This window comes from Halomonas sp. BC04 (genome assembly GCF_000568385.1).
The window spans coordinates 1-25080 of record NZ_AZQX01000059.1; the positions used below are offsets into that span (position 1 = coordinate 1).

Annotated in this window: 11 protein-coding genes and 4 pseudogenes; 10 read left to right on the forward strand and 5 right to left on the reverse strand. The window is 60.1% G+C overall.

The genetic code is table 11. The features are described from left to right. The 4 genes from Q427_RS28615 to Q427_RS04425 all read left to right on the forward strand — a co-directional run. A partial coding sequence (locus tag Q427_RS28615) for a type I secretion C-terminal target domain-containing protein (RefSeq protein ID WP_155833456.1) occupies positions 1-912 on the forward strand: 912 nt, incomplete at its 5' end. Positions 913-1129: 217 nt separating this feature from the next. After that, entirely contained in the window at positions 1130-10051 is an 8922-nt protein-coding gene (locus tag Q427_RS35115; protein WP_155833457.1) for a retention module-containing protein, read from the forward strand. A gap of 18 nt (positions 10052-10069) precedes the next feature. Then, positions 10070-10522, forward strand: a complete 453-nt coding sequence (locus Q427_RS04420) for a tryptophan synthase subunit beta like protein (protein WP_231613403.1) — start codon at positions 10070-10072, stop codon at positions 10520-10522. A 163-nt stretch (positions 10523-10685) separates the two neighbouring features. Then, on the forward strand, positions 10686-11774 hold the full coding sequence (locus Q427_RS04425) for an IS630 family transposase (RefSeq protein WP_043511384.1): 1089 nt from the start codon (positions 10686-10688) through the stop codon (positions 11772-11774). 59 nt (positions 11775-11833) lie between these two features. Here Q427_RS04425 and Q427_RS04430 read toward each other — a convergent pair whose 3' ends face one another. The 5 genes and pseudogenes from Q427_RS04430 to Q427_RS04450 form a co-directional block, all read right to left on the reverse strand. Beyond that, on the reverse strand, positions 11834-13708 hold the full coding sequence (locus tag Q427_RS04430) for a bifunctional diguanylate cyclase/phosphodiesterase (RefSeq protein ID WP_331280540.1): 1875 nt from the start codon (positions 13706-13708) through the stop codon (positions 11834-11836). Positions 13709-13769: 61 nt separating this feature from the next. Beyond that, the gene (locus tag Q427_RS04435) at positions 13770-14480 is read right to left on the reverse strand and encodes a transglutaminase-like cysteine peptidase (RefSeq protein ID WP_043511386.1); all 711 of its coding nucleotides are present in this window, start codon (positions 14478-14480) and stop codon (positions 13770-13772) included. 130 nt (positions 14481-14610) lie between these two features. Further along, on the reverse strand, positions 14611-15777 hold the full coding sequence (locus Q427_RS04440; RefSeq protein ID WP_043511388.1) for a cation diffusion facilitator family transporter: 1167 nt from the start codon (positions 15775-15777) through the stop codon (positions 14611-14613). After that, positions 15774-16957: pseudogene (locus tag Q427_RS04445) on the reverse strand (1-acyl-sn-glycerol-3-phosphate acyltransferase). The gene Q427_RS04440 and the pseudogene Q427_RS04445 overlap by 4 nt, the downstream one beginning before the upstream one ends. Before the next feature lie 26 nt (positions 16958-16983). Next, entirely contained in the window at positions 16984-17916 is a 933-nt protein-coding gene (locus Q427_RS04450; RefSeq protein WP_043511391.1) for a recombination-associated protein RdgC, read from the reverse strand. Between the two features lie 179 nt (positions 17917-18095). Between Q427_RS04450 and Q427_RS35995 the strand changes: the two are divergent. The 6 genes and pseudogenes from Q427_RS35995 to Q427_RS04475 all read left to right on the forward strand — a co-directional run. Continuing rightward, positions 18096-18161: pseudogene (locus Q427_RS35995) on the forward strand (thioesterase); the annotation flags it as partial. A gap of 104 nt (positions 18162-18265) precedes the next feature. Further along, positions 18266-18517, forward strand: coding sequence for an acyl-CoA thioesterase (locus Q427_RS36000; protein WP_331280541.1), 252 nt, complete (start codon positions 18266-18268; stop codon positions 18515-18517). A gap of 215 nt (positions 18518-18732) precedes the next feature. Next, positions 18733-21459, forward strand: a complete 2727-nt coding sequence (gene gyrA / locus Q427_RS04460) for a DNA gyrase subunit A (protein ID WP_043511393.1) — start codon at positions 18733-18735, stop codon at positions 21457-21459. A gap of 249 nt (positions 21460-21708) precedes the next feature. Continuing rightward, positions 21709-22793, forward strand: a pseudogene (gene serC, locus Q427_RS04465) (3-phosphoserine/phosphohydroxythreonine transaminase). A gap of 4 nt (positions 22794-22797) precedes the next feature. Further along, entirely contained in the window at positions 22798-23889 is a 1092-nt protein-coding gene (gene pheA, locus Q427_RS04470) for a prephenate dehydratase (protein ID WP_043511395.1), read from the forward strand. A gap of 5 nt (positions 23890-23894) precedes the next feature. Beyond that, a pseudogene (locus Q427_RS04475) lies at positions 23895-25080 on the forward strand (prephenate dehydrogenase/arogenate dehydrogenase family protein); the annotation flags it as partial.

The following is a 25080-nucleotide window of genomic DNA, read 5'->3' on the forward strand; positions in this document are numbered from 1 at the left end:
GACCCGGATGACCCGGATGACCCGGATGACCCGGATGACCCGGATGACCCGGATGATCCGGATGATCCAGACGACCCGGATGACCCCGATGTCCCGATGATTCTCTCCTTCTCGGGCCATACCGTTGGTGCGAGTGACGGGCAAGGCACCCTGGGCAATGCCCGGGAGCTCAAGGAGACCGGCTCCCAGAGTGCCACGGCGGTGCTCTCGCCATCCGGCTTCTACTCCGTCGACCATCAGGGCAACAACGACCCGGACGCCATCGAGGCCGGTGAAGCACTGTTGTTCGAACTGAGTGGCCTCGCCACGGCAGCCACCTTCGAACTGTTCGGTCCTATCCATGGTGCGACCTATAACCTCTACGACATCGACGGAGAGTTTTTCTACAAGGGGAACCTGGAGGACCTGTCGTTGCAGGATGGACATGTCGTTATCGAGCATGACCAGCCGTTTGCCTTCATCGCCTTTCTCGGTGGCACGACCGGCCCCGGTCAATCAGGCTCAGAAAGTGCCTTCTCGGTGAGGCCTGTCGAACTTGACCTGGCTATTGCTCCAGACGCTGATTCCCTCGACGAAACCAGTGTCGAGACCTTCGGCTGGACGTTGGGTGGAGAGGAGGAAGAGTCGCTTTCTACTGACGAGAGCGTCTCCAGTTATCGTTTGGGCGACGGCGATTCGCTTGACCTGCGAGAACTGCTCACCGAATGGGATGGTGACAGTGAAACGCTGGATCACTTCCTCCAGGTCACGGCGGCGGAGGATGGCGACACACATTTACACCTCAGCGCCAGTGGCGCCTTTGATGACGGAGAGCTGTATCTTGCCGACCAGCTGATACTTCTGGAAGGCATCTCCTATCATGGGAACGTGCTCCAACAGCTGATTGAGGACAACCAGATCGAAATCGAGTAGCCGAGAGCCTGCTTGATCATGTCCAGAGGGCCCGGCACTGCCGGGCCCTCTGGTTGTTTCTGGGTTTTCGCCTGCGTCGCCTCCCTGTCCATCGGTCCAATACTTTTGTATGCGTACGTAACCTAAAGTGACCCCATAAGCCAAAAATGGGTCGATCCAAGCTACCGGGTCATTCCTGTTTGGCACTGATAAAGACTAGTTCGCAGGGAGTCACTTCATGAGCATTGCTACTGTCGTATCCATCTCCGGTCAGGCCTGGGCGCGCGACGCCGATGGCAACATGCGTGAACTTCGCGTGGGTGACACCCTGGCTGAGGGGGAGTCGCTGGTCACTTCGGATAACGGGCGCGTCGAACTCGATTTCGCCGACAATCTGGACCCGACTGTCATCGAAGGCGGCCAGGTAGTCGCCATGACCCCCGAACTCGATGCCGACCTGCCTGTAGACGCGAGCGAATTCAGTGCGCTGGATGAAGATCTGGAAGCCCTGCTCGCCGCCCTGGACGATGACGATGTAGACCTCCTTGACGTGCTCGATGCCACCGCAGCCGGTGCCGGCCCGGGTGGCGGCGCCGACGGCGGCCATAGCTTCGTGCAGCTGGCGCGTATCGCGGAAAATGTCGATCCGCTGGCCTTCGAGTTTGGCATGGGCGAACTGGATGGTGCGCCGGAAATCGAAGGGGCAGGCCTGCTGCTTGCGGAAGCGGAGGCTGATACTGATACTGATGAAGAGATCGTAGGTGATCCGACCGCTGGGCCTGCAAGTATTTCACTCGCAGAGTCTAGCCTGTTGTCGGATGACCAGCAGCCCATCGATGGTCCCACTCCTATGGCGCTAGCGTTTGGGAGTGGCTTCACCAGTGTAACGGCCACTGGGAGCCTCGACTTTAGCTTCGGACCTTTAGGCGCCGGCAGCATAGGCTTTGCCAGCATGGACGGTGAGACCCTGACCATTGGTCAGGAGAGTTTTATTCTCGACTGGGATGTTGGTAGCAACACTCTCACGGCGTCCAATGAGCGGGTGCAAGAAAGTAACGCCGCAGAGCCGTTCCTGTTCCAGGTTGAGATTGACCCGCAGACCGGCGAGTTTACCGTCACACTTGCCAACAACCTGTTGCATGAAGAGGGTACCGATGAGGCCTTGGCAAGCCTTGTGTACACCGTCACCGATGCGGGTGGTAACACGGCCTCCAGTAGCCTTGAGTTCACCATTGTGGACGATAGCCCATCGGTTGACGTTACCCAGGCGGAAGACTTAGAAGGCTTTACCCTGACAACCTCGGATGCTGACCTCACACCTCTATTTGAAGGTGGGGGGGGCGAGACTGGGCCTCGCGATCAGGCTCCGAGTGAGGTCCAGCCTCAGCTGCTGGGCTACGGTCTTGACGAAGACCAAACGGACTCACTGGTCAATTCACGTGATCTCGCCAAGTTTTTCAATGCCACCATCGAGCCAGGTGCCGATGGTCTTGCCTCCGTTACCTGGACCTACGCTTTGGGGCTCAAGGGTTCCGGAGAAGGCCCAGTCGATTCCGGCCTGGAGTCAGGTGGCAACACTGTCTACCTGCACGAAGTTGAAGGTCCTGACGGCGGGATGGCCATCATTGGCAGCACGGACTTCTATCCCCCCAATGTAGAGAGCAACGATCCCAGCAGCATTGTCTTCGCCCTGTTCATCGACAGTGATGGTGAAACGCAAACCATCACGTTGCAACAGTTCCAGGCTATTGACCACCCGGAAGGCATCGAGCCTGGCCAGTCCATATCACTGTCCAGTGAGCTGATTTCGTTGACAGGTAGCGTGGTCGTCGTGGACAACGATGGCGATGTCGACGAAGACAGCGGCGTTATCGATATCGGTGGGCTGCTGAATTTTGTTGATGACGGTCCAGAGGTGGCGCTTGAAGGGGCCATGGAAGCCGTAGAGGGGGGCGAGGAAGTAACCGGGACCTGGTCGACAGAAAGTGGTGGTGATGAAGTTGGGGCCGAGCGCCTGATCTCGATAAATGGTGGCGATGAACAGGTGCTGGTCTTCGAAGACGGTTCAGCTAGCTTCGATACACCGCAGGGCACCTTGGCGTTGATCGAGGACGGTACTTGGGTCTTTGTGCCGGGTACCAATCTTGATCACGGTGATGTTGAGGCAGTGGATTTCAGCTTCAAGCTAATCAAAATCGATGGTGACCTCGATCGCGTCAGCGCCACGCATACCATCGCCATTATTGACGGTGAAGGGCCGAAGCCTGGTGACACAAGTGGTGAGGGTGGTAGTGTCACCATTGAGCTGGACGAAGCACAGTTGCGGGATAGCGAAGCTACCAGCAAAGTTAGTGAGCTTGCATTTACGGCTGGTAGTGACGACATAACCAGCTTTGAATTCGCTAGTCTCGATGCCATGTCGATTGATATTGATGGCCTCGCTCTGGAAAAATACGATCAGGTGGAGTGGACGCTTCAGAATGGAAGTCTGGTTCTGCTCCTTGATGGTGAGTCAGCCCTTGAGCTGAGCCTTTCAGGTGATGCCATTGCGGCTGGTGAAAGTGGTGTAGTAGATGTCAATGTCACTCTTCTGAGCAATCTTCTCCATGGGGAGGATCTCGATAAGCTCACCATCAGTGGTATTGAAGTAATGGCAGTGGATGCCGATGGTACCAAGTCGAAAGACCCTGCAACCATTGAGGTGAGAGTCGACGATGATGCTCCTGATGTTTCACTGTGGGGCTGGCCTATCGCAAGAGAAGGCGGTATGAATATCTGGGGTCGCTGGAGCAGCGAGTCAGGTGCAGATGAAGAAGGTGCTGTACGCCAGGTGTCTTTTAACGGTGGTGAGCTTCAAGATTTTGTGGTTGGTCAAACCTACGAATTGAATGAAGGCACTCTGACCTTCTTTGGTAACGGCTTCTGGCGCTTCGAGCCGGGAACCAATATGGACCACAGCGCCGGCAAGGTGACTCTGAACATCGAGTTGAGAAAGACCGATGGAGATGGAGATGTGGCGACTGCTACCCACACAATCTGGATCAAGGATGGTGCCGGCCCGATCCCGGGTGGGGAAGGTGGCGAGGGCGGTGACGTCTTCTTGGTGGTCAACGAGCGTGGCCTGCGTGAAGACGCCGACACCGACAAGCTCAGCGACACTGCCGATCTCATCTTCACCGCCGGCAGCGACGACATCGCGAGCTTCGTGTTTGGTAACACCGACAGCATTACGGTTGACGGCCTTGACGGTGATCGTAAGCTCACCTGGCACGAGGTCGATGGCGAGCTGATCGGGCGTCTTGACAATGAGGACGTGCTTAAGCTGAGCCTGTCCGGTGAAACTATTGCTGCGGGTGAGAGTGGCAGCGTCAGCGTCATGGTGGAGCTGCTAAGCAACCTGCCGCACGGCGAGGAACTGGACAAACTGACCCTCAGCGGCATCGAAGTGATCGCCATCGACAAAGACGGTACCGCATCGGCGCCGGGCACGGTCGGTGTTCAGGTGGATGACGATATACCTAGTGTCGAAGGTATAGATCCTTCAGGTCACGAGTTGACCGTTACCAATCTCGGCAGTGCCGCGGGTGTTGGCTACGACAACAGCTTTGGCTATTACATCAAGGATGAGAACGGCAATCCTACCGTTGGCAAGGTCATTTGGTCGAATGTCAAGGATGACCCGAGCGCAACCTACACTTTGGAAGGTTTCGCTCCAGGCGAGGTAGGCTATTTCATCATTCCTAATGGATCGAATAATAACCCCGACCTGAAAGATGAAACCGAAGTCGAATTCATCCAAGTCGAGAATCCTGATGGCGTTCTGGTGTGGGTGGCAGTGCCGGTAGGCAGCACCGACGCCTTGGAGGGTGAGGATGAAAAAGCACCCGTACTCTTCAGTGATGCGTCACTGCATCCTGATGGATCCTCTCATGTCGAGAACAACGCCGAAGAGGGTGACCTGAACTGGGAAGACATTTATGGTGACAGCAGTGATCGTGATTATAATGATGTCAACATCAATGTCAGCTGGGCACCTGCCAACCTGACCGTCGACGAAGCGGAGCTCGACGTCACAGCCAAGTTTGACTTCTCCAGTTACTTTACCGCCGAATATGGTGCTGACGGCCTGGAATCTCGTGACTACAGCTTGAGCGTAGCAGAGAATGGCGCCGATTCCGGTCTGGTCGATACACAGACCGGAGAGACCGTCTTCGTGAAGGAAGTCGTGGGTGGGGATATCGTCGGCTATATAATGATCGGTAATGATGAAGAGGCTGTCTTCACACTAGGTGTCGATTCCGATACAGGCATTGTGACCCTGGATCAGATCAGGGCTGTTGAGCATCCCCTGGAAAATGTGGTGGGGGAAAGTGACCCAGTCAATATTCTTAGTGGTGTTGTTTTCTTGGCCAAAACCGTCACTGACGGGGACGGGGATGAAGCAAGCGCCGTGATCGATATTGGTCAGGTTATCTACTTCCTGGATGACGGTCCTAGCGCTGACGATGCCACGTTCAATGAAGTCAATATTGGCTCGGAAGACAGCTATGTAATCCTTGCGGAAGATGCTCTTACAGCGCTCGGTATCGAGCCTGGCGCAGACGGTTTCGCCTCTGAGGACGCTGTCGTCTTTGGATCAGGCAGTGAGGGAGGAACTCTCCATATTGATGACCAAGGGCGCTTGCTTTATACACCTGCAGATGGGCATGGTTATGGTGAGCTGACTGAGGAGTTCACCTATACAGTGACCGATGGTGATGGCGACTCCGTTAGCCAGCTAGTGACGATCAATGTTCAGCTCATAGACGACGTTCCGCCTATTGCCGATCCAGTTCTAACAAGTGCAGAGCTCTACACTGAGAGTGACACGAGACCTGACGGCGTCGAAACGATGCCGCTGTTTTTCCGCACATTCACTGTTGGTGGTGGCGTTGACGAAGATGAAAAAGGCAAAACCGAACCAACGGTGCTGGAGGGCGACCCGTCTCTCGGTGGTAAGGATAATGAAACCCATGAGGACGATTTAGTATTTACCCTCACTTCGTTGCCTAGCTACGGAACACTGTATCTAGCTACCAATAGCGGTGGTACTTTCAGTGAAGCAGGAGTCGGTGATGAGTTCAGTACTAGTTCTGAACTTTATTGGGCCATTGATAGCAGCGATGCGGCCACGGCTGGTACTGAACGTAGCTTGGATTTCAATAGTGGCAGCCAAGCCTCTGATTGGGAGGGGTACGGTGTCTCTATATATTCCTATGGTTTCTATGGGCAGCAGGATAATGATCTGCTGAGCTTTCATTCCAATGGCATGGGTGTCGACGATGGTGCAGGACTGCAGGACGAAGTGCCTGAGCAGTTGGCGTTCCGTGAGGGTTTTTCGCAGACCATTGTTGTGGACTTTTCCAAGCCTTCAATGAACGTTGAGGTTTCCATCGGTAACCTAATTGTCGACGAAGGAGAGGTGGGGCGTGTTGAGGCCTGGCTTGATGGCGAGCAGGTAGGATCATGGACCTTCAGCGGTATAAAAGATGCAAAGCTTAACGGCGATCCGATTGACCTTGATACTGGAGGCAGCCATGGTAGCTTTAGCCTGCCTACAGGCGTCGTGTTTGATCAGCTAAGGTTCACGGCTGCAGAATATGCCGACGGTTACAGCGCCGGATCAGATAGTACAGATAGCAGTGATTATTTCATTGCTGGTATCTCCTGGAACGAACTGGCTCCTGCCAACTTTGAGTACAGCGTCACTGATGAAGCGGGAAATACCAGTGACTCGGTGCAGGTGTTAATCGATCCGATGGACACTAATACCGATGTGCCGGACTCCTTTGATGTCCCGCTGCCGCCTCCGTCAATTACTGGCCTCAGTGACAGTGATGTCACTGTCGACGAAGCATTTCTTAGCAACGGCACGCGATCTGGTGAGGGCGACCCCGTTGATTCTGGTAAGATGACACTGGTCTCAGTGGCTGGGGTGAGGGCACTGTGGATTCAGGGGGAATCTGCTAGTAGTGCCGGTGGGGGGCCTATCGATGGCGTTGAAGTGAACCCGCAGTCCGGCTATGTCGAAATCAGCATTGATGCTCTGAATGATAGTGAAAGCAATCCGATTGTTATCGGCACTGGAGAGGGTAATGCCCTGATTGTTGATGGCTACGATTCGGATACGGGCGAAGTCAGCTATACGTTCAAGTTGGCCGAATCGGTGGATCACCCCGATGGCCAGGACGATGATGCCACTCTAGACAAGAAGGGCATTGACGTGATTCTGGTTGATACCAATGATGCCCAGACCGAGCCCGGCGCCAACACCATCAATGTCACCATTATCGACGACGGCGTGAAGGCCAAGGATGACACGGAGCAGGTGGATACCGGAAGCTACGTGAAGGGTGATGTCCTCGAAAATGACAAGGGCGCTGATCAGGATCTGTCCTTGACGCAGGTTGTTTACGAGGGGGAAACGTACACCTTTACAGAAGGCAGTGAATTCCTCAACATCGAAACCGGAGGCGGCGGCACCTTGGTCATCGACCGAGACGGTGGTTTCAAATTCACGGCTAAGGAGGTCACCCCGGTAAGCGTGCCAAGCAATAGTCTGGCTGACTGGCAAAGTGGCACCGAGGGTCTGTGGGGTTTTGGTGTAGGTAACAGTCCGCTTTCCGATAATGGTCTAAATACCGGGGCTCTCAATCAGGCTGCAGCAAGCGATGTACGATTCAATCCTGGTGCCAAGGCCGGCATAGGGGCGTGGCCACAGGGCAGCAGTGGCAAGACCGATAATAATGAAACCCTGGTTATCAAGCTCAAAGAGCCTGCATTCGAAGCGACCTTCGGCGTCAACCAGTTCAATGCCGCTCAGACCGAGGACGGAAAGTGGTTTGCCTTCGATGCAGAGGGTAATCAAGTGGCTTCGGGGGTGTTCCAAGGTGAAGATCAGAGTGGCTTCGAGATTCTCCAGACTGTGTCGAGCGAAACCCCCTTCAGTTATCTGGCATTCTCGCTGGATACAAGTGAGACAAATAACGCAGGCTACGTTGTCAGCGGACTAAACTATGTCCCGTCGAGTCTGCTAGAAACTGAGGAGTTCGTTTACACGGTGGTAGACGCAGATGGTTCTACGGATGAGGCCACGTTGACCATCAATCTCAATGCGCTGGACGCGGGTGTGCCAGAAACGCCGGATGCGCCGCCGGTCCCCGAAGCTACGGTAGACGTGGGTCTCGAGATCGACTTCGAGACGGTCACCGTGCCGGGTAGTTTTGAAAATTTGGGGTCGGAGGAGCCGGTGGGTGGCTCCGGCGACAATAACATGGACTCATCGAAACCGGGCGTTGACAGCGGTTTCGCCACCCTGGACTTTGGCGCCTCGAAGGCGGGTCAGGTCGTGAAGGTATCGTGGACCCATCAGGCCTTCGGTGGCTGGGAAGATGGTGTTTCCGGACGCGGGGGCACCGAGGATAAGTTCGAGGTGTTTGCCAACGGAGAGTTACTGGAGAAGTTCAACTACTATGACCCAAAAAACGAGGATGATACGGAATTCGATAAAGAGCAACCGGCCTTCAATGTTGTCCTTGATGATGATGGTAGGGCTCACCTTGAGTTCCGTGTGACATCTACTCATGTAGATGAAATTGTCAATGTATTTGATATCCAGGGCAGTCTCGAGTCCGCTTCATTCGTATACCCTGTCACGCTATCGGGCTCCATTGATGAAGGCTCCATTGAGACCTACTTGGTTGAGGTCGAGGGCGGCACCCTGGTTCAGAACGGCAATCCGTTGACACCGAACGGTGAGGGCATCTACGAACTGAATGGCAATGATATTGATAACCTCCAGGTCCGACCGGATGAGGGCGCGGACAATATCAACGTGAAAGCGCTTGCGATCTCCGATCAGGGTATGCAGAGTGCCTGGACCTCCGGCAATGTGGGTGTGGAGACACTAGCAGCATTCGATAACAGCATTGAGGCCACCATTACGCTGACGGAGGTGCCACAGGATTCGGTGGATTCGACGCCGGAGGATGCGACGTTTGACATTTCGGGTTCCGGACTGCGTAGGGGCTCGGAGAGTGGAACTCACGAAATTAATCTGGACGTACCAGGGGATGGAACTGGCAACCTGAGCTTCACTGTGGTTACGGAGACGTCCAGCGGCTTGACTGGTAGTTCGACGGCGTCCTTGACCTGGGAAGTTCTCGACGAAAACGGCGACAGCATTGACGGCGGTGGCCCCTTCACTGGCAACACCTCGGAGCTGGAAACGATCGATCTAGCCCCGGGCAGTTATACCCTCAAGGTCTCTGGTAACGTTAGCTGGACAACTTTTCACCCTGCCAGCGCCGCCATCTCGGACCTGAAGTTGATGATCACGCCGCCGCCAGAACAGGTGCCGAAAGCCGACCCTATCTTCGGCAACGTCATCAGTTCTCCGGCCGATGACGAACATCCGGATGTGCGCCCTGCCAATGCCGACCTACAGATCCTGAATGGCGATACGTTCAAAGGCGTTTCCCTAGGCGAGACCGAGGTGGTCGAGGGGCGTTTTGGCTTACTGGAGATCGGTGGCAACGGCGAATACACTTATACTCCCTATGCTGAGGCAGCCAACATCGGTGGCGTTGAGACCTTTACGTATCAGCTGGTTCAGCCAAACGTCAACCAGGCGCAAGCAAATCTGACGATTCGCATCGATAGTCCGAATATGAACGTCCAGTTTGGCAGCGGCGGCGATGATGAGTTGGAAGGCACCGGTGGCGTGGATGTTCTAGTAGGAGGTGCTGGGGACGATACGCTGACGGGTGGTGCTGGCGATGATGTTTTCCGGTGGAATTTCGGTGATCAAGGAGACAGCAATTCACCAGCAAATGATATCGTTACCGACTTTGGAAACGGCAACAACACCTTGGATATCGCTGATCTCTTGCAGGGCGAGAACGAGAACAATATCGGTGACTTCGTCATGGCCGAGCAGGAGGGGGCTGACACTGTGCTGTATCTCAGCTCCGATGGTAGTCTGGCTGGCAGCAAGGATAACGCCGACCAGACCATTCGCCTGGAAGGCAAGAGCTTTACCGACTTCGGTGCGGCGCCGGGCGACAGTACTGATCTGATTTCCAAAATGATTGAGAGTGGTCAGTTGCATATCGATCAGTAGTATCGTGGTTAATTCTGTATGACGGAGGCCCCGCTCGATAGTGTCGAGCGGGGCCAATTTGTTTACACTGGCGATAGCGGGGCGCTTGCTATTCTGGCGCTAAATTCACGCTATGCGATTCTTGAGGCCACCACCATGTACATCAAGCGCGACGAGTCGGGTCAGGTCGTTCAGGTCAGCCGCGAGGCGACCGACGAGTGCAAGGAGTTCGTGCCGCCCTGTTCACCGGAGCTGCAGGCCTTCGTTTCCGATGACGAAGACATGGAAAGCATGGCGCTGTCGAAGTCGGACCTGGCTTTCGTTCGAGTGCTGGAGGATGTGATCAACGTGCTCATGGACAAGAGCGTGATCAGTTTCACCGACTTGCCGGAGCCCGCCCAGCAGAAGCTGATGGAGCGTCAGTCGCTGCGCCAGCGATTGAATAGTGTGGGCTTGATGTCGGAATCGGATGACGACAGTGGGGTGATCTGAGGTGGCGTGATCTGAAGTGGCGCCACCTGCATTCAGGCAAGTGTTACCCTGACAAGCGACAGCCGGCGTATATGCCGGCTGTCTCTTGTCTGGCGATCGGCTAGTGTAACGTCCCGCAAATAAATAGTAGAATAATAGTCAGGCCCCAACCAGGATACTGATTATGCCTCGCGGACGCCCCAGCCCTCTCGTCGAGTTGAGCAACGAAGAGCGCGCCCATCTCGTGAGTCTCGCTAATTCTCACGCCCTTCCCCATGGCTTGGTGCAACGCGCGCAGATCGTGTTGGCCTGTGCCGATGGCGAAACCAATATCGCCATCGCCGAGCGGATGCGCCTGAACAAGAACACCGTCGGGAAATGGCGCAAACGGTACATCGAATTCGGTATCGAGGGCTTGCATGACGAGCTGAGAAGTGGACGTCCCCGGTCGTATGAGGATGAGCAGGTAGCCGAGGTCATCACTCGGGCGCTCCAGACGGAACCGCCCGATGGTACGCATTGGAGCGTACGCACCATGGCCGAGGAAACGGGCGTGTCCAAAAGCACCGTCCAGCGTTGGTTCAGTCTCTTTGGCGTCCAGCCACACCGCCAACGCCACTTCAAACTCTCCACCGATCCCTTCTTCGTCGAAAAAGTGCGCGACATCGTCGGGCTGTACCTCAACCCGCCGGACCACGCTATGGTCTTGTGCGTCGATGAGAAGTCCCAAGTACAGGCACTGGACCGTACCCAACCGGTGCTGCCCATGGGACTGGGCTATGTCGAGGGTGTCACCCATGATTACGTCCGACATGGCACCACCACGCTGTTTGCCGCCCTGGACATCGCGAGCGGAGAGGTCATCACACAATGCAAGAAACGCCATCGGCATCAGGAATTCCTCGCGTTCTTACGTCATATTGATGCGAACGTGCCCGACGATCTCGATATCCATCTCATCGTCGACAACTACGCCACCCACAAGCACGCCAAGGTTAAAGCATGGCTCGCCAAGCGACCGCGCTACCACATTCACTACACCCCGACCTACGCGTCATGGCTTAATCAAGTCGAGCGTTGGTTCGGCATCATCACCGAGAAGGCCATCCGCCGCGGCTCGTTTTCCAGTGTCAAGGACCTCGTGAACAAGATCGAATACTTTGCCGACCACTATAACGAGCAGGCTTCGCCATTTATCTGGACAGCTACTGCCGACTCCATTCTCGAAAAGGTCAAGCGAATTAGCTCGCTCATTTCTGGGACGGCACACTAGCGATGGTTTCTACCCAGCCGAATCCTTATCTCCGCCGTTCTGGCGTATGCCTGGTCCGGTCACGCCATCCATCCCCAGCTCGAACAGCACGGCGGCAGCAGTGCGGGATTCCACGCCTTCGGCAATCGCATGATGCCCAGCGAATGGGCGAGGGTGCACATGCCGCGTAGCAGGCTCTGCTGCTGGCTTTGATTCGCGATGTCGTGGCTTAGCGAGCCGTCGATTTTCATGAAGGTCAGCCCCAGGTCCTGGAGCCCCTCGATCTTGCCGAACTGTGTGCTGACGTGTTCCAGTCCCATCCGGCAGCCCAGTGGCAGCAACTCCTTGCACAGGTTCTGCAACGCCTTGGGCTGTTGCATGGCGACGGACTGGGGGAGCTCGAACCACAGCCGGGAAGCGCAGTTCGGCCGGGAGCGAACCCGGGCGAGCAGCTCACTGACGAAGCGGCCGTCTCGCAGCGAGTGCGCGGAGAGGTTGATGCCGACGGGCTTGCCGCTTGACTCGGTGTCCTTGAGGGCCGCTGATACCACGGCCAGGTCCAGCTCTGCTGACATGGCCAGGCGCGACACCCAGGGCAGGAAGACGCCGGCTGGCTGCCACTCCTCCTTCAGGCGCAGCCGGGAGGGAACCTCGTGGTGGATCAAGTGCCCCTTGGGATCGAGTACCGGGTAGTGGGCCAGGAAGACTCCCTGGCCCAGCGCCTGTTTCAGGGCCTGGCGCCACTCTTCATGGCTGGTGTAGAGCACGCTGCTGGCAGGCACGGTCAATATGACCTGGCCGTTCCGCTCCAGGCTCTCGGCAGCCGCCAGCGCGCCATCCAGGCTCGCCAGCAGCTCGGCCCGGCTCTCTCCCTGGGTATATTCACACAGGGCCGAAGGCAGCGAAATAACATCATCATGCTCTGCCGAAAGGCCTTCAAGGCACGTCTTCAGCTCGCCGCCAAGGGTTTCAAGGTCATGCTGGCGAGGCACGATCAAGGCGAAATCGCTGCCGTTCAGCCGCCCCACCTTGCCGTCCCCGGAGAGGTGGGCCAGCTGTTTCAGGCTGCGGGCCACCTTGGCCAGCAGGGCATCGGTCGCCGCATGGCCGAGCTGCTGATTGACCTCGGCCAGGCGGGCCACTCGCACCAGTGCCAGTGTGCCGCTGGCATCGTCGCTGTCGCTCTGGAGATGAGCCTGAAGCTGATCGAGGAAGGGGGCTCGAGCGGGTATCGCCGTGACGGAATCGTTCTGCATCCGCCGGCGCAACTGGTCGAGTTTTTCACTCTCTTCCCCCAGCATCTGGCGTACGGCACCGGATAGCCGATTCATGGCCTGCACCACTTCGCGAAGCTCCAGGGTCCTGGGTTCCCTGGCCGTGGCGAAGCGTCGCTCGCCGATCGCCTGGGCCTGCGAGACCACGTCGCGCAGCGGGAGGCGAATGGTGCGAACGATCCAGCTCGCCAGCAGCAGACTGATCACACCGGCAATGGCAAACCAGCCGGCCAGCTCAAGGCTGCTTCGCCATAGCGAGCGGTAGGCAAAACTGTGCTGGCTTTCCAGCTCCAGCGTGCCGTACTGCTGCCAACCATCCTGAACTACGGCCTGGCCGGCTGGGATGTCAAAACGGACCAGGTCGACGAACCAGCCCGGCACGTCTTCGATGTGCTCGTTGGCAATGCGCTGCTCGATGATCTCGCCTTCGGGGTCGCGAAGCTCGATGCGTCGATAGTGGCCGGTGTCGAACTGGGCGGCCAGCAGCAGCTCCAGGATCACGGGGTCCTTTTCCATCTGGCTCATGGAAAGCGCCAGCGCATTGGCGTTGTCGGTATTCTTGATGCGAATTTCCTGCTCGATATAGTGGCGGCTGCTCGTCACGCCGATGAGCAGGCTGCCGACGAACGCCAGCAGCAGCAGTACCACGATGGTCAGCCAGAGCTGCTTTATCAGTGACATCTCGGTTATTCCTCCGCCTGGGGCTGGTACCCCTGTTATTTATGTCGACCGCTTTTCCGAATCATCCGATGAACCCTTGATCCTGCATTCGCCCGATCACGCTGCGCCAGCGCGATAGCCTGGCTACCGGATCCGCACGCGATTGGGTGGAGCCGCCGGCCCACAGGCCTTCACTGTTGAAACTGAAGACAGGGTCCAGGTCGGTGCGCTGGGTGGCCGGGGTGATGGACGGCACCAGGTTGTCGAGGATCAGGGGCACGGCAGTGGGGCGCTCGTAGTAGCCGAGGACCATGTGGGCCTGAACGATCTGGCTGCGACCGATGCGGGCGCGTACATAGATCATCCGCAGCCGGTCGCCGGGCACGCTCAGCTCCTTCAGGGAGACGTACTTGGCGATGGAGTAGTCCTCGCAGTCGCCCTGGCCCTGACCCATGGTTTCCAGTGGTGTGGCCCAGTGGTCCTCGGCGCCCCAGTTGTCGATGTCGTCCACCCAGCGCACCCGGCGATTGAAGAAGTCGTTGACCTCCCGCAGTTGGGTGTCGAGAGGAGCCCCGTTCAATCGGTCGAGTAGCGCAAACCAGTCCTCCAGAATTCGAAGCCCCTGCTGGCCATACAGTCGCTGCATGCTCTCGCGGAGCCTGCCGCGATTGATGCGCGCCTCCAGCGGAGCCGGTTTGAGCCCCAGCCCGGCAGCCAGCAACAGGGAGCCAAGGCCTGCCAGGAAGTGGCGGCGATCGGGCCTGAAGGAGTGTCGGTTGTGTCGATGGGGCATCTGGGAGCCGGAATGTTTAGTTCTGTAATGCTGCGTTTCGATGAGTATAGAGGAGTGAGGGGAGTAGAACGACCCGCATGATGATCGTCATGCGAAGGTATGTCGGAATGATAGTTGTCGTCGGCATTGTTTACCCCTTGCCGGGCCCCTGCCATACCCTCAGCCGCCCAATCCAGGTCAACTGTCGGGAGGCATCACGCAGTTCGCTGGCCGCGTCGTCCAGGCTCTGGTTGGCGGGAAGTCGGCGAACATAGATCGAGACATCGACCTGATTGTCGAGATAGTGCAGGTCGAGGGCGACGCGGCTCTGCCATACCTCACAGCGAGACCAGGCCTCATCGAGCACCCCTTCCACGTCTCGGCGCAAGGGCAGGCCGGGGCGCAGGCTGTGCTCTGTCTCGCCTGCGTCGTCTTCGGGGTCGATATGGAAGGTGACATCGGCCAGGTTGGGAAAGGCATCCCGTAGCCGCCGGCTCACGGCATTGCCGATCTCGTGGGCCTCGGAAACGGTCAGTCGCGGGGCGACGACGATATGCAGGTCGAGTATGACCTGGCTGCCCAGCGAGCGGGTGCGCAGATCGTGGACGCCGTGAACGCCGGGCACCGCTGCGGCCACCGACTGCATCGCATCGCGCTCCTCTTCCGGAAGAGCGGTGTCGATCAGCTCCCGGCTGGATTCCCACAGCAGGCGACCGCCCACCTGGCCCACCATGACCCCGACCACGATGGCGGCTACGGCGTCCACCCAGCCGGCACCGAACTGCGCGGCGACCAGGGCGACCAAGACCACCACGGTGGAGAGGGCGTCCGAGCGGGAGTGCCAGGCGTTGGCTTCCAGCAGACGCGAATTGACCCGCTTGGCGATGCGCAGTGTGTAGCGGAAGATCCACTCCTTGGCGAGCAGGGCGATCACGGCGACGCCAATGGCCCAGATTCCCGGGGCGGGAATCGGCTCGCCGACCAGCAGGCGGTTGAGGCTCGCCCAGGCGATACCGCCGGCCACGAAGATCAGCACGCTGCCGAGCCATAGGGTGGCAAGGGTCTCGATGCGGCCATGGCCGTAAGGGTGGTTGCTGTCCGGAGCCTGGCGGCCGAAATGCGTGGCAGCCAGGACGAACCCGTCGGTCAATAGGTCGGAAAACGAGTGGATACCGTCCGCAACCAGTGCCGCGGAGCCCACCAGCCAGCCTGCCACGATCTTCATCAGGCCGACGACCAGATCGACCATGGCGCCGACCAGGGTGGCCTTGTGGGCCTCCCGGGTCCGGGCGCCRTGGTCGGCAAGGGGGCTATTCACCCGCCATCCTTCAGCTTGCCTGCCTTGTTGCGCACCGGATTGGCGTACTGGGCCAGCCACCAGGGCCGCAGCTCGGCGGCACGTCTTTCAGGCGCGCCTGGAAGCGTGCCCGGTCGACGTCGCTGACCTCGCTCATGTCGAGCAGCTCGGGAGCATCGCCGAGCGCCTCGAGGGCGAGGAAGTGGCTGGGGAAGAGGTGGTAGCCGGAGACGACCTGTCGGTCGATCTCGGCGGCAACGGCCTCCGGGGTGTCGAAGCGGGCTCCCAGTGGTTCGCCGAAGCGAAGCTGCACACGCCCCTTGTGGCCCGTGATACCGGCCACGATGGACTGGATATCCTCGAACTCGCTCTTGTCGTATCGGCCCTGGCTATGAATGGCGTGCAGCTCCCGGGCCTTCTGTACGTCGCAAGGGTCGTACTCGTAGCTGATCGATACCGGTACCACGCGCAATTCGGCGATCGCGTCCCCGATGGGGGCCTTGCGATCCTCGTGGCGCCGGGCCATGGTCAGCATCTTGATGATGGCCGGGTCAGTGCGGTCGATGCCGTCCTTGGCCCGGCCCTCCCGCTGAGCCATCCAGATCGAGTGATTGTCCTCGGTGATGGAGTGGCGGATATAGGCGGATAGCGACTGGTAGGCGGCCAGCATGGCGCGCTTCCCGCGCAGGGCGCGGGGCACGATGAAGCTCTTGTTGAGCCGCATCAAGTCGGTGACATAAGGCTTCTTCAGCAGGTTGTCGCCGATGGCGATGCGGACCGTATCGCGACCGGCGCGATGAAGGCCGTAGTTGACGAAGGCCGGGTCGAGGGAAATATCGCGATGGTTGCCGATGAACAGGCAGGCCGTATCCTGCGCCAGGTGCTCCAGACCCTCGACGCGGAAGTCGTCGGTGGAGGTGCGAATCATGCGCTCCATGTAGTAGGCCACGCGCATCTGGAAGTCGTGGACGCTGGCCACCCCACGGGTCTGGCGACGAATGGCATAGGAGGCAATGGCGCGGGCCAGAGCGGGTACCAGCCGGTTGAGCCGAGGCAGCCGATAGCGCGTCAAGGCATCGAGCAGCTCCCGGTTATTGGCCAGCCGGGCCAGTACCTCGGCGACTTCGCTATCCTCGTAGGGTCGAATGTCGGCCCAGGGATCCTGTTCCGGTGCAGGCGTCACGCTTTGCTGTTCTGTCATCGGCGTCTTCTGTTTGACGGAGTCGGTCATGCGCTGCCCTGTAGCGACGCAGTAGAGGCTTCACCATCCAGCCAACCGATCAGCTGTTCGATCTCTTCGGCGAGCGTCTGGGTCATCAGCATGAAGTCTGCCTCCAGCCTGACGATGGCATCGCCATCGTCCTCGGTTTGATTGGCCTCGTCGATCAGGGCATCGCTGAAGCGCAGGGACTTCAGCGCCAGGTCATCATGTAACACGAAGCTTAGCCGGCCTTCGATCTCCAGGGCCAGTCGGCTGGCCTGGCGGCCTGCCGCCAGCAGCTGCTGGATCTCGTCGCTGTCCAGGTCGACCTGGCGGGCGCGCAGCACGCCGTCATCGCCCTTGGCCTTGAGTTCGACCTGGTCGCCGAGCTGCAGGGTGGCGGGTCGCGAGTCCTCTTCGGCGAGCCACTGGGTCATGGCCCGCATCGGCAGGGTCTGGGTGGCCAGCGGCGTCACCTTGAGACTTCCCAGGGTCTCGCGCAGCAGGTCGAGTACCTCTTCGGCGCGTTTGCGCGAACTGCTGTTGATCGCGATGAGGTTGCGCCGCGTATCCCACCACAGGTCGACCTTCTGGCTGCGGATGAAGGCGCGGGGCAGCAGCTCTTCATAGACCAGTTCCTTGAGTTCCTGTTTTTCCTGCCGGCGCAGCTTCCGGCCCTCCCGGGCCTCGATGTCGGCGCCACGCTCCTCGACTTCCTCGCGAACCACTCCGGCCGGCAGCAGGCGCTCCTGGCGCAGGACCGTCATCAGTCTCTGCCCCTGAAGCTCGTGCAGCAGCGCCGTGCCGGCACGGCCGGCAGGCGGGCACCACCCCAGTCGGCGAGCCTCACTGCTGCCGGGCAGGCGTGCCGCCTGTTCGGCCAATGCCGTCTCCAGGTCGGTTGCCGGGATCGCCGTTGAGTCATGCAGACGGTATAGGTGCAAGTGCTTGAACCACATGGCGCATTCCCTGAGCAAAAAGGACGCATATTATGGCCAAGGGGAGGCGGGGGTTCCAGTGCTGTAAGGCTCGATACGTCACACGGATTCAAACTCTTGTTTGAATTCGAGCGGCGGCGAGGCTAGAATCGACGTTGGTTATCTCTGCCCTGTCATGTCTTGCCCCAGGAGAAGCACCGATGGATCCCCGACTCTCCCGTGTCACCCTGCGCGTTCGCGGCTACCACCTGGATGGCTATGGCCACGTCAACAACGCCCGATACCTGGAGTTCCTCGAAGAGGGGCGCTGGGGCTATTTCGATGATCGACCCGACGTCGCCCGGCCATTTGCCAGCGGCAACCCCGCCTGGTGGCCGTCAACCTCAATATCAACTACCGGTTGGCGGCGGTGGCGGGGGACGACCTGGAGGTGCAGACGCGCCTGGCCGAGCTGGGGAGCCGAAGCGCGCGCATGCATCAGGAGATCCGGCGGGTGCGTGACGACAAGCTGGTGGTCGACGCCGACCTCACCTTCGTGCTGCTCGATGTAAAGGCCAACCGGCCCCTTGCCATTGACGGCGAGCTCCGTACGCTTCTGGAGCCCCTGGTCCTGGAGGGGTGAGCGCGACACGGCGCTTGCATGAGCGTGCAAGGAAACGTGACCCGGTACAAGCGTGTGGCCGGTTGAGCGCGGGCCGGTCAATCGCCGGTTGATCCGAGGCGCTACCCCGCTGCCTTTGCGCCGTCCGCAATGGTATGATGTCAGGCTGTAATGGCGCGCCATGCTCTTGCACAAGGACGCGCCAACCTGCTGCAGTGCAAAGGATTCGACGACCCATGGGTGACATCGCCAGAGAAATTCTGCCAGTCAACATCGAGGACGAACTCAAGCAGTCGTACCTCGATTACGCGATGAGCGTGATCATCGGCCGCGCGCTTCCGGACGTGCGCGATGGCCTCAAGCCAGTGCATCGGCGCGTGCTGTTTGCCATGCACGAGCTCAGCAACGACTGGAACAAACCGTACAAGAAATCTGCCCGCGTGGTCGGTGATGTCATCGGTAAGTACCACCCCCATGGTGACAGTGCCGTCTATGACACCATCGTCCGCATGGCCCAGCACTTCTCCATGCGTCACGTGCTGGTGGATGGCCAGGGCAACTTTGGCTCCATCGACGGCGACAACGCCGCTGCCATGCGTTACACCGAGGTGCGCATGGCCCGGCTCGCCCATGAGCTGCTGGCCGACCTGGAGAAGGATACCGTCGACTGGGTCGACAACTACGACGGCACCGAGCGCATCCCCGATGTGCTGCCCACCAAGGTCCCCAACCTGCTGATCAACGGCTCCTCGGGTATCGCCGTGGGCATGGCGACCAATATTCCACCCCACAACATGGTGGAGATCATCAGCGGTTGCCTGGCGTTGATCGACGATTACACCCTCTCCGTCGACGACCTGATGGAATACATTCCGGGGCCTGATTTCCCCACCGGGGCGATCATCAACGGCAAGGCCGGCATCCTCGAGGCCTATCGCACCGGGCGTGGGCGCATCTATGTGCGCGCCTGCCACACCATCGAGCATGACGACAAGAGCGGTCGCGACCACATCATCGTCACCGAGCTGCCGTATCAGGTGAACAAGGCGCGGCTGATCGAGAAGATCGCCGAGCTGGTCAAAGAGAAGAAGATAGAAGGCATCGCCGAGTTGCGCGACGAGTCGGACAAGGACGGCCTGCGGGTGGTGATCGAGGTCAAGCGGGGGGAATCCGGCGAGGTGGTGGTCAACAATCTCTTCGCCCAGACCCAGTTGCAGAATGTCTTCGGCATCAACATGGTCGCCATCGAGGATGGCCAGCCGAAGATCATGAACCTCAAGGAGATTCTTGAGGCTTTCATTCGCCATCGTCGCGAAGTGGTCACGCGCCGTACCTTGTTCGAGTTGAAGAAGGCCCGCGAGCGTGGGCATCTCCTCGAGGGCCTGGCCGTGGCCATCTCCAATATCGACCAGGTGATCGAGCTGATCAAGGCCTCGCCGAGTGCCGCCGAGGCCAAGGAGAAGCTGCTGGCGAAGGTGTGGCAGCCGGGTCAGGTGACCGCCATGCTGGAGCGTGCCGGTGCCACCTCGTGCAAGCCGGAGGAGCTGGAAGAGGGCTTCGGCCTCAATCAGACCGGCAGCGAATACCGCCTCTCGCCGGCTCAGGCCCAGGCGATACTCGAGCTTCGCCTGCACCGCCTGACCGGGCTCGAGACCGAGAAGCTGCTCGACGAGTACCTCGGCATTCTCGAGCGAATCGCCGAGCTTACCGCCATTCTCGCCTCCAGCGAGCGCCTGCTGGAGGTGATTCGCGAGGAGCTGGCCGCCGTTCGCGACCAGTTCGGCGACCCGCGCCGTACCGAGATCCAGGCCAGCCATCTCGATCTGTCCATCGAGGACCTGATCGCCGAGGAGGACATGGTGGTCACGGTTTCGCGTACCGGCTATGCCAAGACACAGCCGCTCTCCGACTACCAGGCCCAGCGCCGCGGCGGCCGCGGCAAGTCGGCCACTTCGATGAAGGACGAGGACGTCATCGAGCATCTGCTGGTGGCCTCGACCCACGACACCGTGCTGCTCTTCTCCAACAAGGGCAAGGTCTACTGGCTCAAGGTCTACGAGATGCCCAACGCCAGTCGAGGCTCTCGTGGCAAGCCGCTGGTCAACATGCTGCCGCTGGACGAAGGCGAGGCCATCAACGCCATCCTGCCGGTGCGTGACTACCGGGCAGACAGCTATATCTTCTTCGCCACCGCCCAGGGTACCGTCAAGCGCACCAGCCTGGAGCAGTTCTCCCGGCCGCGCAGCGTCGGCCTGATCGCCATCGACCTGGAAGAGGGCGACCGCCTGGTCGGCGCCGCCATCACCAGCGGCTCCGACCACGCCATGCTGCTCTCGTCCAACGGCAAGGCGATTCGCTTCGAGGAAGGCAATGTGCGTGCCATGGGGCGTACCGCCCGTGGCGTGCGCGGCATGCGCCTGCTCGACGGGGCCGAGGTGATCAGCCTGATCATTCCCCAGAGCCAGCAGATCGACGCCGAGGCGGATATCGAAACCGAGGCCGAAGAGGGCGCCGAGCTCGAGTCCATCAACGGCAACGGCGGCCAGATCTATATCCTCACCGCCAGCGAGAACGGCTACGGCAAGCGAACCCGGCTCGAGGAGTTCCCGCTGCGGGGCCGTGGCGGCCAGGGCGTGATCGCTATGCAGACCAGCGAACGCAACGGCTCACTGGTCGCCGCCATGCAGGTCTATTCCGCCGACGAGATGATGCTGATCACCGACAAGGGCACCCTGGTGCGTACCCGGGTCGATGAGGTCTCGATCACCTCGCGCAACACCCAGGGCGTGATGCTGATTCGTCTGGGTGAAAACGAGAAGCTGGTCAAGACCGTGCGTATCGACGAGCCCGAAGAGGTGGAAGACGCAGAGGTCGAGGAGGCCATCGAGGGCGAGGGTGAGTCGCTTGATGGGCCGGACGCGAACGAGAGCGGCGCCGAAAGCGAGCCCCAGAACGACGAATAAGGCTTGCATGCACCATGCCGAGCGATGAGCGCCGGGGACGACGACTGAGCGCGTAGTTACCCGGGCGCAATGAGCTGTTCCGGCGACAAGCCTTCGCGAGGGCGCTGTAAACCCGTCCTTGGGGGCTACTTTTGCTATCCATGGCAAAAGACCCTCGCTACGCCTTGTCCCCGGCGCTCATTTCGGCCAACGCATAGCCTTTAGCACGATAGTCTTGAGCATGAAAGCCAGAATGGAACCACGACGCTGATGACACGCCACTACAATTTCTGCGCCGGCCCGGCGGCGCTGCCCACCCCGGTGCTCGAGCGGGCTCGCGAGGAGATGCTCGACTACCAGGGGCGCGGTCTCTCTGTGATGGAGATGAGCCACCGCTCCCCCGAGTTCGTCGCCATCGCCGAGCAGGCCGAGGCCGATCTGCGCGAGCTGCTGGCGATACCCGACAACTACCGGGTGCTGTTCCTGCAGGGTGGTGCCAGCCTGCAGTTCTCCATGGTGCCGATGAACTTGCTGGGGCAGGGCGGCAGCGCCAACTTCCTCTATACCGGAATCTGGGGCAAGAAGGCCCTGGCCGAGGCGAAGCAGTTGGGCTTTTCGGTGCAGCTGTCGGGCTCCAGTGAAGTCAGCGGCCATACCGCGGTGCCCCGGCAGGCGGACATCGAGCTGGCTGATGACGCCGCTACCTGCACTACACCGCCAATGAGACCATCGGAGGCCTGGAGTTCGACTATGTTCCCGACGTCGGTGTGCCCCTGGTCTGCGACCTTTCCTCGAGCATTCTCTCTGGCCCCCTGGACGTGTCGCGTTTCGGCGTGATTTACGCGGGTGCCCAGAAGAACATCGGCCCCGCTGGCCTCACCCTTGTCATCGTGCGAGACGATCTGCTCGAGCGCCGCTGCGAGCGCATTCCCAGCCTCTTCGACTATCACGCCATGGCCGAGGCCGGGTCGATGGTCAATACGCCGCCCACCTTCGCCTGGTACCTGGCGGGGCTGGTGTTCCAGTGGCTCAAGGACGATATCGGTGGCCTGGCGGCAATGGACGCCATCAATTCGCGCAAGGCCGCCAGGCTCTATGCCGCCATAGACGGAAGCGAGCTCTATTCCAACCCGATTGCCCTGGCGAACCGTTCACGGATGAACGTGCCTTTCGTGCTGGCCGACGCGCGCCTCGACAAGCCGTTCCTCGACGAAGCCGAGCAGGTCGGCCTGCTCAACCTCAAGGGGCATCGTAGCGTCGGTGGCATGCGGGCCAGCCTTTACAATGCCGTGCCTGAAGCGGCGGTCGACGCCCTGATCGATTTCATGGCCGACTTCGAGAAGCGAAGGGGATGACACGATGAGCGATACCCCCACCAACCTCGATGCGCTGCGCCAGCGCATCGACGAGCTGGACAACGATATTCTTCGAATGATCAGCGACAGGGCGGCCTGCGCCAAGCAGGTTGCCGAGGTGAAGACCAGGAGCGATCCCGATTCGGTCTTCTATCGGCCGGAGCGCGAGGCCCAGGTGCTGCGTCGCATCATGGAGCTGAACCGCGGGCCACTGGACAGCGAGGAGATGGCCCGACTGTTCCGCGAGATCATGTCGGCCTGCCTGGCACTCGAGCAGCCGATCAAGGTCGCCTACCTGGGGCCAGAGGGCACCTTCACCCAGCAGGCCGCCCTCAAGCACTTCGGTGCCAGCGCCGTCAGCCTGCCGATGGCCGCCATCGACGAGGTGTTTCGCGAGGTCGAGGCCGGTGCCGTGAACTACGGCGTGGTGCCGGTGGAGAACTCTACCGAGGGAGTGATCAGCCATACCCTGGACTCCTTCATGGATTCCTCGATCCGCATCTGCGGCGAAGTGGTGCTGCGCATCCACCACCATTTGCTGGTGTCCGAGGCGACCCTGCGGGACAAGGTGTCGCGGATCTACTCGCATCCGCAATCCTTTGCCCAGTGTCGCAAGTGGCTCGATGCCCACTACCCCCGTGCCGAGCGGGTGCCGGTGTCGTCCAACGCCGAGGCCGCCAAGATGATCAAGGGGGAGTGGCACAGCGCGGCCATCGCCGGTGATATGGCGGCCAAGCTCTACGGGCTGGAGAAGATCGCCGAGAAGATCGAGGATCGCCCCGATAACTCGACGCGATTCCTGATCATCGGCAGCCATGACGTGCCGATATCCGGCGAAGACAAGACCTCCATCGTGGTGGCCATGCGCAATCAGCCTGGCGCACTGCATGAGCTGCTCGAACCCTTCCATCGTCACCAGATCGACCTGACCCGCCTGGAGTCGCGGCCCTCGCGGAGCGGCGTGTGGAACTATGTGTTCTTCATCGACTTCAAGGGGCACGTCGATGAGCCGCGGGTCGCCGCCGTGCTGGAGGAGGTGCGCCTGCGCGCCGCCGAACTCAAGGTGCTGGGCTCCTATCCGATAGGTGTGCTCTAGGCGTGGTGGGTGAGGGTCCCGAATCCGGCCAGGTCGCCGAGTCGCGCATACTGATCGTCGGCCTGGGGTTGATCGGAGGCTCCCTGGCCGCCGCCCTGCGTGCCGCCGGGCATCGCCATCCCATCGTGGCCTGCGACCCGGACGCCGACGAGATCGCCCGCGGCATCGCCATGGGGCTGATCGACCGTGGCGATACCCGACTGGCACCGCTGGTGGAAGGCGCTTCGCTGATCGTGCTGGCGGTACCGGTGCTGGCCATGGAGGGCGTGATGGCCGAGCTGGCTGAAGCGCTGCCGGCCGGTGCCTGGAAGGGGATAGTCCGCGGGTCACGGTGACCGACGTGGGCAGCACCAAGGCCGCGGTGCGCGACTGTGCACTGCGAGTGTTCGGGCGCATGCCGCCGGGCCTGGTTCTGGGACACCCCATCGCCGGGTCGGARAAGAGCGGTGTGGCGGCGTCGAACCCGCGGCTCTACGTCAATCACAAGGTGATCCTCACGCCCAGTGCCGAGACGGCACCGGCAGCCGTTGCCCGGGTCCGCGCGCTATGGCAGGCGTGCCGGGCCCAGGTGCTGGAGATGGATGTCGAGCGCCATGACCAGGTGCTGGCACGCACCAGCCACCTGCCGCACCTGCTGGCGTTCTCGCTGGTGGATACCCTGGCGCGTCAGGACGAACGCCTGGAGATCTTCCGCTACGCCGCCGGCGGCTTTCGCGACTTTACCCGCATCGCCGGCAGCGATCCGGTGATGTGGCGAGATATCTTCGTTGCCAATCGTGAGGCCGTCCTGGCTTCCCTGGATGACTTCGAGGCCGGGGTGGCGCGGCTTCGCCATGCCGTGGAAACCGGCGATGGCGATGCCATGCTCGCCATCTTCGACCGGGCCAGCCATGCGCGACACTATTTCGACTCGCTCCTGAATCAGACCAGTTATCAGGTGGAATACCAGATGGAATCACAAGAGAAACTCACTTTCCGGGCCGTTCCTGGCGGACACGTTTCCGGCCGCATTCGCGTACCCGGCGACAAGTCCATTTCCCACCGCTCGATCATGCTAGGCGCGTTGGCCGAGGGCATCACCGAGGTGAAGGGCTTCCTGGAGGGGGAGGACAGCCTGGCGACCCTGCAGGCCTTCCGCGAGATGGGAGTGGCCATCGAAGGCCCCACCAGGGCGCGTTACCGTGCATGGCG

Excerpts from the sequence above, each read along its gene's own strand:
- Q427_RS35115 (WP_155833457.1), top strand. The coding sequence starts at position 1,130 with ATGAGCATTGCTACTGTCGTATCCATCTCCGGTCAGGCCTGGGCGCGC.
- Q427_RS04420 (WP_231613403.1), top strand. The coding sequence starts at position 10,070 with ATGACGGAGGCCCCGCTCGATAGTGTCGAGCGGGGCCAATTTGTTTAC.
- Q427_RS04425 (WP_043511384.1), top strand. The coding sequence starts at position 10,686 with ATGCCTCGCGGACGCCCCAGCCCTCTCGTCGAGTTGAGCAACGAAGAG.
- Q427_RS04430 (WP_331280540.1), bottom strand. The coding sequence starts at position 13,708 with ATGTCACTGATAAAGCAGCTCTGGCTGACCATCGTGGTACTGCTGCTG.
- Q427_RS04435 (WP_043511386.1), bottom strand. The coding sequence starts at position 14,480 with ATGCCCCATCGACACAACCGACACTCCTTCAGGCCCGATCGCCGCCAC.
- Q427_RS04450 (WP_043511391.1), bottom strand. The coding sequence starts at position 17,916 with ATGTGGTTCAAGCACTTGCACCTATACCGTCTGCATGACTCAACGGCG.
- gyrA (WP_043511393.1), top strand. The coding sequence starts at position 18,733 with ATGGGTGACATCGCCAGAGAAATTCTGCCAGTCAACATCGAGGACGAA.
- pheA (WP_043511395.1), top strand. The coding sequence starts at position 22,798 with ATGAGCGATACCCCCACCAACCTCGATGCGCTGCGCCAGCGCATCGAC.